10 protein-coding genes are annotated in these 12,462 nt (G+C 66.6%); 4 read left to right on the top strand and 6 right to left on the bottom strand.

Annotated features, from left to right (window positions below; all coding sequences use genetic code 11):
• Positions 1-71: 71 nt before the first annotated feature.
• The 5 genes from GOOTI_RS00800 to GOOTI_RS00780 all read right to left on the bottom strand — a co-directional run bounded on the left by GOOTI_RS00800 (position 72) and on the right by GOOTI_RS00780 (position 7,861).
• A complete protein-coding gene (locus tag GOOTI_RS00800) occupies positions 72-722 on the bottom strand; it encodes a TetR/AcrR family transcriptional regulator (protein ID WP_007236649.1) in 651 nt (216 codons plus the stop codon).
• Positions 719-2,053, bottom strand: coding sequence for a cytochrome P450 (locus tag GOOTI_RS00795; RefSeq protein ID WP_007236648.1), 1,335 nt, complete (start codon positions 2,051-2,053; stop codon positions 719-721). Before GOOTI_RS00795 ends, GOOTI_RS00800 begins: the two co-directional genes overlap by 4 nt.
• Before the next feature lie 140 nt (positions 2,054-2,193).
• Positions 2,194-3,174, bottom strand: coding sequence for an o-succinylbenzoate synthase (locus tag GOOTI_RS00790; RefSeq protein WP_007236647.1), 981 nt, complete (start codon positions 3,172-3,174; stop codon positions 2,194-2,196).
• A gap of 41 nt (positions 3,175-3,215) precedes the next feature.
• Positions 3,216-3,986: an alpha/beta fold hydrolase gene (locus GOOTI_RS00785; protein ID WP_007236646.1), complete on the bottom strand. Its 771-nt coding sequence runs from the start codon at positions 3,984-3,986 to the stop codon at positions 3,216-3,218.
• Positions 3,987-4,075: 89 nt separating this feature from the next.
• The gene (locus tag GOOTI_RS00780; RefSeq protein WP_007236645.1) at positions 4,076-7,861 is read right to left on the bottom strand and encodes an NACHT and WD repeat domain-containing protein; all 3,786 of its coding nucleotides are present in this window, start codon (positions 7,859-7,861) and stop codon (positions 4,076-4,078) included.
• Positions 7,862-8,051: 190 nt separating this feature from the next.
• Between GOOTI_RS00780 and GOOTI_RS00775 the strand changes: the two genes are divergently transcribed.
• Positions 8,052-8,354 (top strand): LuxR C-terminal-related transcriptional regulator, encoded by a 303-nt coding sequence (locus GOOTI_RS00775; RefSeq protein ID WP_007236644.1) that lies wholly within the window; start codon positions 8,052-8,054, stop codon positions 8,352-8,354.
• A gap of 231 nt (positions 8,355-8,585) precedes the next feature.
• Here GOOTI_RS00775 and GOOTI_RS00770 read toward each other — a convergent pair whose 3' ends face one another.
• Positions 8,586-9,524, bottom strand: a complete 939-nt coding sequence (locus GOOTI_RS00770) for an alpha/beta hydrolase (protein ID WP_007236643.1) — start codon at positions 9,522-9,524, stop codon at positions 8,586-8,588.
• Between the two features lie 613 nt (positions 9,525-10,137).
• On the opposite strand from GOOTI_RS00770, the gene GOOTI_RS24595 reads away from it, so the two are divergent.
• Genes GOOTI_RS24595 through GOOTI_RS26365 form a run of 3 tightly spaced genes read left to right on the top strand, consistent with a single transcriptional unit; the run spans position 10,138 to position 12,438 of the window.
• Positions 10,138-11,031, top strand: a complete 894-nt coding sequence (locus GOOTI_RS24595) for a TIGR04222 domain-containing membrane protein (RefSeq protein WP_007236642.1) — start codon at positions 10,138-10,140, stop codon at positions 11,029-11,031.
• Between the two features lie 55 nt (positions 11,032-11,086).
• Positions 11,087-11,956 (top strand): MbnB/TglH/ChrH family RiPP precursor modification enzyme, encoded by an 870-nt coding sequence (locus tag GOOTI_RS00760; protein ID WP_051997818.1) that lies wholly within the window; start codon positions 11,087-11,089, stop codon positions 11,954-11,956.
• On the top strand, positions 11,953-12,438 hold the full coding sequence (locus GOOTI_RS26365; protein WP_007236640.1) for an SCO6045 C-terminal-like domain-containing protein: 486 nt from the start codon (positions 11,953-11,955) through the stop codon (positions 12,436-12,438). The genes GOOTI_RS00760 and GOOTI_RS26365 overlap by 4 nt, the downstream gene beginning before the upstream one ends.
• Positions 12,439-12,462 lie beyond the last annotated feature (24 nt).

The following is a 12,462-nucleotide window of genomic DNA, read 5'->3' as shown; positions in this document are numbered from 1 at the left end:
TGTCGACGCTCGGGTGTACGTGGGCCTCGCGGCGCCACCACGCATCCACCCTAGGGCGTCTCGGCGAACTCTCACCAGATCATCGGCGCCAGGAACGTCGCCGCGAAGTCCCGGACACTTCTCGGCTCGCGCCGCGATTCGTCCGACGAGGGCATTTCCAGAAACGAGATGACCAGTCGCACATGAATTTCCACGGCGTCGAACAGATCCTTGTCGGGCATCTGCGCACCTGCGGTGCGTAGCACCGCCGCGATACGTGCGGTGGCCATCTCGACGAACAGTGCGCCGAGCCCTGTGGTGAGACGCCTCATTCCGTGGTCGGCGAGAATCAGCCGGTTCACCAGCGGATCGTCGGAGATCATCTGTGCGCCCTGGAAGAATGCCTCGATCACCGCATCCGCTGGCCCGAGACCGAAAACTGCGGCGTCGAGCGTGCGCATGCCGCGTTCGTAACGGTCGGTTGCGACAGCGTGCAGGAGGGCGTCTTTGTTCGGGAACCGGCGGTAGAGCGTGCTCCTGCTCACCCCGGCTCTCGCTGCCACCGCGTCGACGTTGGCCTGCGCGACGCCGGCGGCCGTGAACTCCTCTGCCGCTGCAGCGAGTATCGCCGCTTCCTGATCCGCGGGACTCCGGGTGTTGCGCCGTTTGCGCGCCCCGGCAGGTGCCGGCGGTTCCGCTGTGCCCGATGTGGCGCCTCTGCTCGACCGACCGCGATGGCTCATCGACGCCACAGTGTGACCGGCAATCGATCCTTGGGAACCGGCAGTGCGCTGTAATCCATCGGCATCTCGTAGCCCCGCGGCACCGACCATTCGTAGTCACGCAGAAGGTGATGCATGATCGTCTTGATCTCCATCTGCCCGAAGTACAGTCCGATGCATTTGTGCACACCACCCCCGAACGGCGCCCACGCCATACGGTGCCGCTTGTCCTCCGCACGTTCGGGCATGAACCGTTCTGGATCGAAGCGATCGGGCTCCGAATAGATCTCCGGATCGCGATGATTGGCCAACTGGGGTACCGAGACCATCGTGCCTGCGGGAATGAAGTAGTCGCCGATCGAGGTGTCGACGACCGCGGTGCGCGGCTGGGACGGCACCGGCGGACACAGGCGCAGGGACTCACGCATCACGAGATCGAGTGTGCCGAGGTGCCCCAGGTCGTCGTAGCCGAGTTCGCCGGCCAGGTCGTCGGATTCGTCGCGAGCGCGCTGCTGCCATTCGGGGTGTCGGGCGAGGTGATAGGCCATCTGGGTCATGGTGATGGTCGAGGTGTCGTGTGCGGCCATCAACACGAAGATCATGTGGTTGACCACGTCGTCGTCGGTGAAGCGTTGTCCCTCTTCACTTTCGGCGTGGCAGAGAACCGAGAACAGGTCGGGTGTCTCGCGCGCACGTTTGTCATCGATGGCGGAGGCGAAGAACTCTTCGAGGACGCGGCGTGACCGCAGTCCTTTCCACCAGCGTCCGCCGGGCACGGGTCTGCGTACCAGTGCGACTCCCGCGCGGACGGTCTCGATGAAGGCCTTGTTGAGCCGGTCCGCCTCCTCGCGGGGTAGGGCGACGCCGAGGAATACCTCGAGCGCGACGTCGAGCGTCAGCGCCTTGAACTCGTCGGCCAGCAGTACCTTTCCGGTCGCGAAGCGCTGCATGCGGTCGGCGATCATGGGCGACATCTCCTGCATGTAGCCCTTGAGCGCGGTGTTGGCGAAGACCTGCTGCATGATCAGCCGATGGTGACGGTGTTCCTCGAAATCGAGGAGCATGAGCCCCCGATTGAAGAACGGGCCGATCAGATAGCCCCACGCGGGGCCGTTCGCGAACGCGCGATCGCGGTTGCGCAGGATCGTGTCGGCGGCGTCGACTCCGGAGGCGACGACGATCCTCTTGCCGAGCGCATTGATCCCGTACAGCTGGCCGAACCTCGCGCGACGGTCCGCCGCGAAACCGAACGGGTCGCGCCGCATCGACAGCACTTCGAGCATTCCGTTGCGGTCGGCACACTGCACGGCGCGTAACCCGCTTCCCGGGGGCGCGGGGGCGATGATCGTCATGTTCGGCCTTTCTGTTCCGGCAGAGCTCTCGATCGGAGCACGTGCTCAACAGCGGTACGGCGTCGATCGGATCAGGACGGCCTGCAGGCCGATATGTGATCCACATCTCCCCTTATTGGAACAGATCGACAGAAATGTCTCTATGATTTGCCGAACTCCGCGCCGTGGCCACGTCGACGCAGCACGTCATGGCACCGACGCAGACGGTCGTGCCACCACGCTGTGGTCGCCGGGTCGGCGAGCGTGGCGGGTGCGAGGTCGACGTCGGGGCCGAACCACCGCGGGGTGACGACGCCGTGCTCGGGCAGGAACGGCTCGGCGACGTCGACGGTGAACAACGAGCCGGTACCGAGGCCGCACGCGAGGTCGAGGCGTGGAAGGGCTGCTGCTGCGGCGACCCCCGCTGCCATGCCGACCGCGGTGTCGAGCGCACTCGACACGACAACGGGCAGACCGATCCGATCGGACAACGCCAACACCGATCGCATGCCCCCGAGCGGCGCCACTTTGAGGATCGCGACATCGGCTGCGTCGGCCGCGACCACGCGCATCGGGTCTGCGGCCTTGCGGATCGACTCGTCCGCGGCGATCGGAACGTCCACGGCACGCCGCACCTGTGCCAGTTCGTCGACGGTGGCACACGGCTGCTCCGCGTATTCCACCTCCCCGATTGCACTAATCGACGAAATTGCTTGCGGTACAGTCCACTTGCCGTTGGCATCGATCCGCACGCGGGGTATCACGGCGCGCGCCGCAGCCACACGGTCGACATCGTCCGACAGTGACTGTCCGGGCTCGGCCACCTTCACCTTGGCGGTCGTCGCTCCGGGATAACGGGCGAGTATCTCGGCCACCTGATCGGCCGCTACGGCGGGAACCGTTGCGTTGAGGGGCACCGCGTCACGTTGTGCGACAGGCGGTCCGAGATAGGCCGCCTCGATTCCCGCGGCCAGCCACGGCGCCGACTCCTCGTCGTCGTATTCGACGAAGGGCGCGAACTCGCCCCACCCCGCCGGCCCACGGAAGATCAGCGCCTCGCGGCGCGTGATCGAACGGAATCTGGTGCGCATCGGTAGCGCGACGACCTTCGCCGCCTCCAGGATCTCCTCGACCGGAGGCATTATCGGGCCCCCTGGCCCGCCGCCGGAGCTTCTCGTCATCCTCACACCCGCGCCGAGAGGAAATCGCCTGCGAGACCGGCGAATCGGGCTCTCTGGTCACGGTGCACGGAGTGACCGGCGTCGATGATCTCGAACGAGCCGTCGGGCAGCCGCTCACTGAGTGTCCGAAGGTGGTGCGGCGGAAGAAAGCTCCGCCGTCCGCCGGAGATCACCAGCGTGCGTGCACGCACGTCCTCGAGTGCCGACCACCACTGCGGCGCCGCCACCGCGAACTCGGCGTTGACCTGATCTGTGACAGACCTGTCGTAGCGGAGGAACGGACGCGGGTCGATGATCAACTGCCCGAGCCCGCGCAGTCGCTCACCGAGGGTCGCGTCCACCGCGATCTCCTCATCGAGGTCGGCCTTGTCGCGCGGCATCGGGGGGACCTCCTCGAGTACCAACCGCCGGACGCGGTCGGGCTGGTCCATCGCGACCCGCAACGCTGTGTGCGCACCGAGCGAGTGACCGGCGAGATCGACGGTATCGAGGTCGAGTTCGTCGAGCACGAACCGCACGTCGCCGCTGAAATCGTCGAGCCCGTAGCGCTTCTCCCGACTGCTGACACCGTGCCCGCGCATGTCCACCGACACCACGGAACGTCCACGCCGACGCAGCGATCTCGCGAACGACCGCCATGTGGTGTGATCCGAGGCCATACCGTGCAGGAGAACCACCGGGACGTCGGTGTCGATCGGCCCTGACACCTCGACGCCGAGCGACTGCGTGGGCGCTTCGTCGGTGCCGGTCCGCTGACGATGGAGAATACGCACGCCTTCCGAGGGTAGTCGCGACGCCGTTTGCCTCCTGTCAGCGCTACGCCGAGTCCCGGGTCGACCGCTCTGTTCGTCGGGTGCTGCGATCATTCACGACACGGGGATCGGTAGTCGATGCCGTGGACGTAAGTGCGCCACTCGTCGGCCGTGATCGGGTCACCACCCTGTGCACACAGCTCGTCGATGATCCTGTCGGGGCCCAGGTTCCAGCTCTCCATGAACCCGCCCTGACCTGCCGCGAGGATGCGATCGTCAGGCAGGAACCGGACGTCGTAGACCCGCCCGGGATACGACCGGAGCACCACGTCGGCGGCGCCGTCGGTGAGGTCCCACACCCACACCTCGGAGTTGCTCCCGCCTGCGATCACCCGTGTGCCGTCCGCGGAGAAGCCTGCGCTGTACAACTGTCCCGCGGGCCCGGAGAGCTCAGCGGTTCTGCGGGGGTGCTCCTTATCGGAGATGTCGACCACCTCGACGTTGCGTTCCTCCGACGTCGCGACGAGTCTGCTGCCTGCTGGGTCGAAGCGCACCGAGAGCGCCGATGCCTTGAACGCGATCGGGTCCGGATAGGCGCGCGGTGCCGCGGGGTTCGACAGATCCAGGAGACGCACCGGTCCCGTGACGGTCGCCACCGCTGCGGTGCGGCCATCCGGACTCAACGACGCCCACGCGATGCCGCCGCCTGCATCGAAGCGGGAGACGACCCGAGGGGCCGAGAGTGTCGATGCGTCGATGACGGTGAGGTTGTTGCCGTCGGTGGCGCCGGTGACGGCGAGTCCGGAGCGTTCGCTGTAGTCGACGGTTTCGTTCAACGTCGGCTGGGCTGCCACACTGCCGACCACATGCGGTTTCTGCGGATCGCTGTAGTCGGCGAATTGCACGGTGCCGGTGACGGTTCCAGTCGTGACGACGCGACCCGACGGGGTCATCACCACTGCCCCCGAGTAGACCGTTCCCGGGGCCGGAACGAGATCGGGCCCGCTACGCACGAGCCCGTCGCGCCCGACGCGCCACTGGGTGATACGACCGTCGGTTCCGGTGTCTGCGGCGACGATCGCCGTCGCATCGCGGTTCGCGGGAATCTGATAGACGCTGTTGGTGCCCACCGACGACATGCCGCGCACCGGCGGCCAGTCCTGGACCCGACCGTCCTCACTGGAGGCAACCACGTGGTCGCCTGCGAACATCACCGACACCGCGTTCGACGATCCGGTCATGACCTGTGGCGCCGCGGCGGGATCACTACGATCGAACACCCGGATGGTGTTGTCCGCGCCGGCCCCGACGACCTTCGTCCCGTCCGTGCTGAGTGCGACGGCGTTCACGTAGCTGTTGAAGCCGGTGAAACGCGCCACCGACCGCGGCGCCCCGGGATCGGCGACGTCGAACTCGTCGATCACGCGGCTGCGCAATCCGGCGAGTAGACGCGATCCGTCCGGACTGTAGACGAGCCCCTGCGCGAGTTCGTTGTCGCGCCACTGATCGAGCGGGATCTCCCCGGTCGGGACGAGTGCGTCACCATCGACCCGCCACAGATCGATGCGCCGATTCGCGCTGCTGGTGGCCAGCGACTTCCCGTCCGGACTGAACGCGGCCGCACCGGCCACACCTGCGACCTTCGGTGGCAGCGGGATTCGCCGCCACGTGCCGTCGGCTGCCACCCACGCCGCGACGCCCGCGTCGGGGACGGATGCGATGACCATCCGACCGTCGGGGCTGACGGTGATCCGGTTGATGTCTCCGCTCACCTCGGGAAAATCGTACTGGCGCGTCGGACGTGCGGGGTCGGCGATGTTCCAGGCGGTGATCGTTCCACGTCCCCCGAGCAGTAGCGTCCTGGCATCGGGCATCAGCGCCACACCGGCCAGCCTGCCGCCTCCGCCGGGCGCACGGAAGTCGGCGATCCGCGACGCGATGCCACCGTCGTCGACTCTGAACAGCCGCACCTGGCCGCCCGCGCCCGCCGCGGCGATCAACGACCCCGCGCGCGACATCAGCACCGACCCGGGATCGCCGAGATAGCGGACCGGAACACCACGACCTGTGGCATCGATGAGACGCGATCGCGCCTCGAGTGTGGGCGACGACTCGTACGCAACCATGGCGAGCTGGGCCGACATGAACGGGTCACGCGTCCCGAGGTCTGCCGACTGCACGGCGAGCTGTCGGCTCAACGCCTCGTTCCGTGCGTCCTCGGCGTCCTCACGCTGGTGAACCGCATTCACACCGGCGACGACCGCGAACACCGCAGCGAGCAGGGCGACGACCGCGAACACCGCGGCGAACAGCGCGACCCGACGCAACTGTGCCGAACGACGGCGCTCACGGTCGACGAGTGCGGCGCGACGTGCGTTCGCGGAGTTGAGGAATTCGCGACTGACCGGATCGATCGGGTCGTCCCCGGCCCCCTGCGCCAGCTGATCGAAGACCTCGAGTCGGGATCCGCCGATCAGCATGTCGTCGGGCCTGCCGTCGGCATCCCACGGTTCGGAGTACGCGCGCAACCTGCGGCGCAACAACAGCTGCTCACGATCGTCGTCGATCCACTCGCGCAGCCGAGGCCAGGCGGTCAGCAGCGCCTCGTGGGTGACCTGAGCGTGCGACGACGACACGGTGACCAGACGCGACGCAGCGTAGTTCTCCAGCACGTGCGCGGCCCGGTCGTCACCGTCGACGGTCAGTTCGTCGAGCGGAACACGTCGTCGGGTCACCGCATCCTCGTCGACGTTCACCATCGCGAGCAGCATGCGTCGCGCGATCTGCTGCTCATCGGGTGTCAGTTCCCGGTAGACCTTCTCCGCTGCCTGCTCGACCGCCCCGCCGATGCGGCCGGTGGCGAGGTAGTCGCGCACGGTCATGCGTCGACCGTCGGAGAGCTCCCAGGTCGCCAACAGCGCGTAGGACAGCAGCGGGAGATCACCCGCCGCCGTGGACCCTGCCGCGGGCACGGCGTCGTCGAGGAGCATCTCCACCAGTTCGGGCTCGACCTCGACGTCGGAGACGCGCGCGGGGCCGACGATGATCTCGCGTAGCTGATCACGCTGCATCGGCGGAACCACCAACTGCGCGTTCTCCAGTGTCTTCGGAACCCATGGGACGACGCGTCCGTAGAAGTCCGCGCGCAACACACCGACCGGCACGACGTCGGATCCCGGCGCCGTTGCGGCGTCGAGAATTCGCGTGATCGCGAGCTTGCGCGCGTCGTCGGAGTTCTGCGTCCACATCTCCTCGAGTTGATCGATGATCAGCAGTGCGGGCCGCTCCGGGTGCTCGTCGGCATCCAACTCGTTCATCGCAGCGTCGAGTGCGGCGAGGGCATCGTCTCCCGGGGTCATCACCGCGTGCCGCCAGCCGGCCAGCGGACCCTCGTGGGTGACCTGGGCGAGCAGCCCCGCGCGCACGAGTGACGATTTCCCGACGCCCGACATACCGACGACCATCACGCCGCGAGCCATGTCGTTGGCCTCACGATCCGGACTGCGGGTCGCACCGATCAGATCGACGAGTCGTGCGACGAGATCGTCACGTCCGAAGAAGAGCTGATTGTCGGCCGGCCCGAACGCGGCGAATCCGCGATAGGGGGATTCCGGGCGAGTACGCCGCCGACCCGTCCGGCGCGCGCTGCGCTCTACCGCCTCCCACCACCTGGCCACGTCGTCGGATTCGGTCACGCCGCAGACCCCGAGCACCCTGGTGAACATGGCCCGGCTCGCACGGGTCGGGGCGTGCTGTCCGGCGAACCAGCCCGCAACGGTTCCGAGTAATGCGTCTGCGTCGGCGGCGACATCCCGCACACTCAGTCCCGCCTGAACGCGTAGTTCTGTGAGTGCACGCCCGAGTTCTTCACGCGTGCTCACCGACTCCGGCCTCATCAAGCCTCCTGCTCTTTGTGCAGGTCAGCGTATCGACAGTCGTATCGACTTGCTGTCCGAACGCGCCAGAGACACCACGTCGAACGCGGGACCTAGAAGATATTTCCACCGATGAGACGACAACCTGGTCGCCCGACCACAGTCGGTCTCGCGGCGCCCGTCCACGCTCGGCGTCAACACAGGGAGCTCAATGAACGAGACACCACCGGTAGCCCGGCTCCGCCCCACACACCTGCATCGCATCGATACCGTCGGGCAGGGTCCGGTGCGCGCACGATTGTCCGCGCGCGAGGTCGAGGTACTCGTCGCGTGGCTGCATTCGGAGTCCAAGGAAGAAGCGGCCAAGAGCTTGTTCCTCGGTGCCACGACCGTCAGCACCCACATCTCCCGTATCCGCGCGAAGTACAACGCGGTGGGACGCCCTGCGCCGTCGAAGGCCGCGCTGTTCGTCCGCGCGATTCAGGACGGATACGTCGAGCTCTCCGATTGGTGACGCCGCAGCAGCGTCCGAACCACCCGCCAGCGAGGCGGCTCCTGACGTCGATCTCGGCGGTCGGAGCAGTTGAGGTGATCGAAGTCGATGTCACGCCCGCGGCCGCGTTGGTGTGACGGGCAACCGCTCCCCATCCTCGGTCACGGGCGTGACATCGGCGTCGCAAAGGAAGTCCAACGCCAGTTGTCGTTTCTCGCGTGCCGCATCCCCTGAAGACACGCGTGAACCGGGTCAGCTGTCGTGGAACCACCTGCTGTTCTTGGCCCGCCACACCATGTCCTCCCAGTAACCCCACGTGTGGGTGCCGGTGTTCGGGAAGTCGGTGCTGACCGGAATCTTCTGCAGAGCCGCGGCGACCTCGAAGGCTCGCGTCTGCGCCAGTGCCGCAACCTCGAGCGGGGTCCCCTGGATCGACGACACGGCGTCGGTGTTGTAGCGCCCCCAGGTCGCCGAGCCGGATGCGATGCGGATCTTCATGCCGCGCATACGGGGTAGCTGTACGAGCGGATCGTTGGCCTGCCATCGCGCACCCCACGGCGGCCCCCACATCGCGTCCGCGCTCAGCGGACCGACGCCTGCCTGCACTCCCGCGTCGATCAGCGCGACGCGGATGGCCTCGCGCATCGTCGGGGCCGACAGATTGAGGTACCCCGACATAGAGAAGACGCTCGAGATGCGGTTGCGGTGGTAGGCGCCGTAGATCATGGCGGCGTTTCCGCCCATCGAGATGCCCATCATGGCGTATTTCTGCTTCGGACCCACTGCGAGGCCGCGGGCGTCGAGTGCGCGGATGATCGCGTCGAGCCGACAGGTCCACCGGTAGCGGTAGGCGATCTTGCTGCCGGGACTCTTCGTCTCCCAGTCGGAGTAGAAGCTCGCGAGTCCCCCGACGGGTTCGACGACGTTGACCCCGGAATCCGCCATGCGTTGGATGTGCGTCTCGTGCCGCCAACCGCTCATGTCACTGGTCGCACGCAGACCGTCGAGCGCGATGACGGTCTTGTAATTGCCTGCGCGCGTCCACATGTCGACGGGGCTCGCGGGCATACCGCATCCTCCAACGTAGAAACGTCCGAAGGAGGCGGCATTCGCCGAGCCCGCATTGACGAGTCCGACGCACAGCGCTGTCGCGACCAGCACCACCAGAACGATCACGCGCCGCACGGGCATGGCAGACCACCACGATCTCTTACGCACCGGTGAACCGTATTGCGGTCACCGACGCCCGGGCCAGCCCATAGAGGCGTCGTGACCACAGGTCTCCGACATTGAGATCCGTCAGTTACCAAAGTGGCGCATGTGACAATTGTTAACTAGAGTTATTCACCACCTTCGCGCCGATTCGTTCAACCGACCCCAGACCTCGCCCGCACGCGAGAAGTGCGAGTCCCCGGTCACGACTCGGCCACGAACCCTGCCGCCGGGTGGACTTTTCCGCCCCCTCGCCGATACTGAGATCACCTGGCGCGGTATACCTTCCGCGCCTCACGAATCTTCGATTCGAAGATGAAGGAGGTGGTCATGAACAACGACGCCGAAGCAACTGACGGTGCACATGATCACCTCGCCGTGACTCTCTTCTGACCCTCTCGGTCCACGGCTTTCTCCGGTCGACGAATCCGTCATGCGTCCACCGAGACCCCCGAATTCTCACCTGGCACCCGCTCCCCGGCATCGGGGTCGGCGGGTATCCGTCTCATCGACCGCACCCTCGACGTTCTCACGACGACGAGGGTCGGTTCTCGAATCAACCCCGATTCGGCCACGAAAGGTGGTGTCACACATGCGTACCCACAACACCTGGGGTATCCCCGGACCTGTCTTCCTCGTTCTGTTCGCGGTGCTGTCCGCAACGTGCGTCGCCTGGGGCCTGCGGAATCTGCACCGCGCCCGCAATGCGGGCGGCACCGCCCCTCTCGACAAATTGACACCGACCGAGATCGGCATGCTGATCTCCGATCGCAACGCCTATCTCGCGGCGCTCATCCAGTTGCGGACCGCCGGACTGATCGACGAAGACGCTCGCCCCGTGCGAGCGCTCCTGCCGACCGACCGCGGCATCGACCACCTCTCACGAGAGGTGCACGCGCGACTCGACTCACCCACACGCCGGTCGAGCCGTCGGGACACCTCGCTGCTCGACGCCTACGACGACCTGCGCAGCGCGCTCGAGACCCGCAGATATCTCGCCGCGCTGCCGTCGCCGGGAGGTGTCGTGGCACTGATGCTGGTCATGGTGTTGGGTATGGTCCGCGTGATCGCGGGCACGGTCAACGGCAAACCCGTCTCCATTCTCGTCGTGTTCCTCTTCGTCGACCTAGGGCTTCTTCTGATGCTGGTGAGCCTGCGTCAACGACGTACCGCCCGCGGCGAGCGGGCCCTTGCCAGCGCTCAGACCAAAAACCGTCATCTGCGACCGCAGCTGCGGCCGGCGATGCGCACCTATGGCCCGGCTGCCGCCGCCGTCGGAGCTGCCCTCTTCGGGGTCGGAATCATCGAACTCGTAGATCCGGTGTTCGCCGCGAACGCAGCAGTGTCGACCCGATACTTCGCTGTCGGTGCGGGCATCGGCGGAGCCGGTTTCTCCGGCAGCAGTTGCAGTTCCGGCAGTTCCAGTTGTGGCAGCAGCTGCGGCGGTGGCGGCGGATGTGGTGGAGGAGGCGGTTGCGGTGGCTGAGCGATACGCGTCAAGCGAATTCATCCACGACACTCCCCCGGAACGGAGGACCCGCATGAACAACAAGAATCTGACACCCACGGTGTGGCCGAGTGGGATCGGCATCGGGTGGCGTCCGGATATCGCCGGCGTCGTCGCAGCGCTACCAGGCCTCGGCTTCTGCGAGGTCATCGCCGAGTCGGTCCCGGCCGTCGAGACCGCAGAGAGTTGGCTACCGGATCTTCTCGCCGTCGATGTCCCGATCATCCCGCACGGCGTCGGACTCTCCCTCGGTGGAGCCGAACCCGTGTCGGCCGAACGCATCTCGGTGCTCACACGCTGCGCGCAGATACTCGACGCCCCGCTCGTCAGCGAACACATCGCGTTCGTCCGCGCAGGCGGCGTCGAGGTGGGACACCTCCTTCCGGTGCCGCGCAGCCATGAGGCATTGGCCGTGCTGAGCGACAACATCCGACGCACCCAGGATTTCCTACCCGTCCCGCTCGCCGTGGAGAACATCGCATCTCTCTTCGAGTGGCCCGACGACGAGTACAGCGACGGCGAGTTCCTCGCCGAGCTTGTCGAACGAACCGGCGTCCACCTGCTTGTCGACGTGGCCAACGTGTACGCCTGCGCACTCAACCGTGGTACCGACCCCGCAGCCGACCTCGCGCGACTGCCACTGGAGAGGATCGCCTACTGCCACGTTGCGGGCGGCGAGTCGGACGGCGTCCTCTACCACGACACGCACACCGCGCCGGTCAGCGACGACGTCCTCGCACTGGTCAACCAGCTCGCGGGGACCGATCGCGTCGACGCCTTCATTCTCGAGCGTGACGGTCGATACCCACCCGCAGCCGAGCTGATGGCCGAGCTCGATGCCATCGCCGACGCCGCGGGGATGACCCGCCCGTCGTGTAGTCCCGGCGTAAGAAACGCATCATGAACGCGCACAAAGACATTGCCGCCAAGGGCCCTACGGACAAGGGCACTACGGACAAGGGTGTGACGGACAGGGACTTGAGAGACAGCGGCTTCACGGACAGCGACGCTGCCGGTGTCACTACCCCGTCCGTCGGCGGCCATACACTCGCCGACAGACAGCTCGCATTGGTGCTCGCGCTTGTCGCCGACGCCCCGCTACCACCGTCGTTCGACGCAACTCGCCTACACGCAACCCGAGAAGCACTGCTACGCAAGAGGTGTGGCGAGGTGGCACGTCACCTACTGTTAGTGTGCGCAGAGCTCGGCGAGCAGTTCAGCACAGAGTTCGTCGCGTGGGCGCGCACCCGGCCCCGACACGGGTCCGCACACGATGCTCACGATTTCGTCGAGCATCTGATGCGCGAGGGGATCTGGACCCCTCCGCGGCGGAGCAGGTTCGGACGTCGACGACACCGTGGACTACCACGAGAGCGACGCGACTGATACTGGCGCGGAAGACACCGCTGA

It is taken from the genome of Gordonia otitidis NBRC 100426 (genome assembly GCF_000248075.1).
GTDB classification, from domain to species: Bacteria; Actinomycetota; Actinomycetes; order Mycobacteriales; family Mycobacteriaceae; genus Gordonia; species Gordonia otitidis.
This window is presented reverse-complemented; position numbering and strand designations above follow the sequence as displayed.

Coding starts and splice junctions, on each gene's coding strand:
- GOOTI_RS26365 (WP_007236640.1), top strand. CDS start 11,953: ATGAACGCGCACAAAGACATTGCCGCCAAGGGCCCTACGGACAAGGGC.
- GOOTI_RS00795 (WP_007236648.1), bottom strand. CDS start 2,053: ATGACGATCATCGCCCCCGCGCCCCCGGGAAGCGGGTTACGCGCCGTG.
- GOOTI_RS00770 (WP_007236643.1), bottom strand. CDS start 9,524: ATGCCCGTGCGGCGCGTGATCGTTCTGGTGGTGCTGGTCGCGACAGCG.
- GOOTI_RS00800 (WP_007236649.1), bottom strand. CDS start 722: ATGAGCCATCGCGGTCGGTCGAGCAGAGGCGCCACATCGGGCACAGCG.
- GOOTI_RS00775 (WP_007236644.1), top strand. CDS start 8,052: ATGAACGAGACACCACCGGTAGCCCGGCTCCGCCCCACACACCTGCAT.
- GOOTI_RS00790 (WP_007236647.1), bottom strand. CDS start 3,174: ATGCCTCCGGTCGAGGAGATCCTGGAGGCGGCGAAGGTCGTCGCGCTA.
- GOOTI_RS00760 (WP_051997818.1), top strand. CDS start 11,087: ATGAACAACAAGAATCTGACACCCACGGTGTGGCCGAGTGGGATCGGC.
- GOOTI_RS24595 (WP_007236642.1), top strand. CDS start 10,138: ATGCGTACCCACAACACCTGGGGTATCCCCGGACCTGTCTTCCTCGTT.
- GOOTI_RS00780 (WP_007236645.1), bottom strand. CDS start 7,861: ATGAGGCCGGAGTCGGTGAGCACGCGTGAAGAACTCGGGCGTGCACTC.